At 72.9% G+C, this 1,543-nt stretch carries 2 protein-coding genes and 1 pseudogene; all 3 read right to left on the minus strand.

Translation table 11 applies throughout. From position 1 onward, the window contains the following. On the minus strand, positions 1-471 hold a 471-nt coding region (locus tag ACFQ87_RS41950), incomplete at its 3' end, for a GNAT family N-acetyltransferase (protein WP_380616234.1). 16 nt (positions 472-487) lie between these two features. Continuing rightward, positions 488-1,213 (minus strand): hypothetical protein, encoded by a 726-nt coding sequence (locus ACFQ87_RS41955; RefSeq protein ID WP_380616235.1) that lies wholly within the window; start codon positions 1,211-1,213, stop codon positions 488-490. 238 nt (positions 1,214-1,451) lie between these two features. Then, positions 1,452-1,543 (minus strand): annotated as a pseudogene (locus tag ACFQ87_RS41960) (transcriptional regulator); the annotation flags it as partial.

Here is a 1,543-nt window from a genome sequence, read left to right on the forward strand (position 1 = left end):
CAGGTACTCGGTGAAGCCGAGGCGGGCCGGGACGGCGGCGCTCGCGCGGTTGGCCGGGTCGTGCACGATCTCGACGAAGTCCACGCCGGGCAGTCGGAAGGCCTGCTCGGCCAGCGCTCGGGCGGTCCGAGTGGCGATCCCTCGGCCGGTCGCGGCGGGGTGCAGCCAGTAGCCGATCTCCCGGCCGTTCTCCGGGGTGTCCTCGCGCCGGAACAGCCCGCAGGCGCCGACGATCGCGCCGTCCAGCAGGATCGCGTAGGTGAAGTCCTTGCCGCTCTCCCACAGCCCCGGCCGCTCGGTCAGGAACTCGGTGGTCTTGGCGAGGCTGTGCTCGGCGACCCACGGCATGAACGGCCGCAAGTGCTCCAGCGACTCCTCGATGACCCGGAAGAACTCGGGGAGGTCCGCCTCGCCGCGGAAACGGCGCAGCGTCACCTCACCCAGCGGGATTTCCTGCTCTGCTAGCTCCATCTGTGGAGGATCCCCGTTACCCCGTCGCCCCGGCAACGGGATTACGACGGACCTTCAGCCAGTGCAGCAGGGCGCCGACCGCGGCCACGACGGTGGCGATGACCAGCAGCGTCACGTCGGACAAGCCCGCCATGGCGAGGTCGACCCGGCCGGCGGCCTGGTCGGTGAACTCCGGTTCCACCAGGCCGCCCGGGTCCTCGGTGACGCTGACCCGCTCACCCACGGTGTCCCCGGCGCCGCACTTCACGGACGTGCTACGGCCCGGGGCGTCCTCGTAGCGTACGGCGCAGCGGTAGGTGGTGGTCTTGCCGTGACTGACCCGGACCTCGGTGACGGTGCCCGGGTGAGCGATGCCGCGCGTCGACAGCACAGTGGCCTGCACGGTGCTGCTGCTCAGCAACGGCACCCCGATCATCGGGGCGATCAGCAGCGCCAGTGCCAGGAGCCGCAGCGGACCGGACTGGCAGAGACTCAGCAGGGCATAGATCAGACCGATCACCCCGGTCAGGGCCAGCAGCAGCGACGGGACCAGGAACCACAGGCCGAAGGCCCCCAACGCCCCGCCGAGCGGCAGCAGCACGGCGGCGGCCGGGATCCACAGGGCGGTCCGCAGCGGATGCTTCGGCCAGGGGACGTCGTTCCTCCCGCCCTGCCCGCCCTGCCCGCCCTGCCCGCCCCGGCCGGCGCGGCCGCCGGGGCGTCCGGCCCCGGGGCCGGGCGGTGGTGTCTCGATTCGCGTCATGGCGGGAGATCCTGCCAGGTCGGGGGGTGGACGGGAGGCGGCGGGGCAGGGTCCTTTGCCGGGCGGGGCGGCTTGTGAATGCCGGCGGTGGGAGCGGTGGAGGTCGCCGGTGGCGGGTGTGCTCGCCCGTGCGGCTGGGTGAAGTGGCCGGCCTCGGGGTCAAGGGGAGCACCGGCCCCGGCGAAAAACGTTGTCGCGGCACTCCGCGCCCCTGACAGGCCTGTGCGCGTCCTTCGGCTCAGGTCGCCTGCCCGGCCAGCGTTCGCAGGGCCCGCACGGTGGGTGATCCGGGGTCGGCGGTGATCAGGACGACCTCCTGGTCGTCCTCGG

Origin of the sequence: Kitasatospora sp. NPDC056531, from assembly GCF_042794375.1 — a bacterium.
Taxonomy (GTDB): Bacteria; Actinomycetota; Actinomycetes; order Streptomycetales; family Streptomycetaceae; genus Kitasatospora.

What these genes read in the sequence shown, in the direction of transcription:
- ACFQ87_RS41955 (WP_380616235.1), bottom strand. Translation starts at nt 1,213, where the DNA reads ATGACGCGAATCGAGACACCACCGCCCGGCCCCGGGGCCGGACGCCCC.